1 protein-coding gene is annotated in these 313 nt (G+C 38.0%); it reads right to left on the reverse strand.

The window, feature by feature from the left end:
* Positions 1–175, reverse strand: a 175-nt coding sequence (locus tag AB4496_RS21115; protein WP_372131865.1) for a prepilin-type N-terminal cleavage/methylation domain-containing protein, incomplete at its 3' end; no start/stop codon positions are given.
* Between the last annotated feature and the right edge of the window lie 138 nt (positions 176–313).

Here is a 313-nt window from a genome sequence, read left to right on the forward strand (position 1 = left end):
CTCTTGCTGAAAGTACTCCTGTCGCAAAACCACCCGCGACACCTTCAATACTGGCTTTCTTGGCTTCGTCTGTCACATCCAAGAAACGGGGTAAAGCTGCAACAGCTAATAAACCCACAACAACAATCACTATGACTAACTCAACTAGGGAGAAACCCTTTTGATTTTTAAGCACTTTCTACCTACTCATCTAATTGCTAATGCGCATTATACATTTGAATATGCATAAAACCATAAAAACAGCGTCAATACGTTCACAAGGCCAATATATTGACTTTGACACTAAATCTTTCTTTTTTGAGTAATATATCTA

The organism is Vibrio sp. 10N.222.46.A1, assembly GCF_041473595.1.
In the GTDB taxonomy this organism is placed as follows: Bacteria; Pseudomonadota; Gammaproteobacteria; order Enterobacterales; family Vibrionaceae; genus Vibrio; species Vibrio tasmaniensis_A.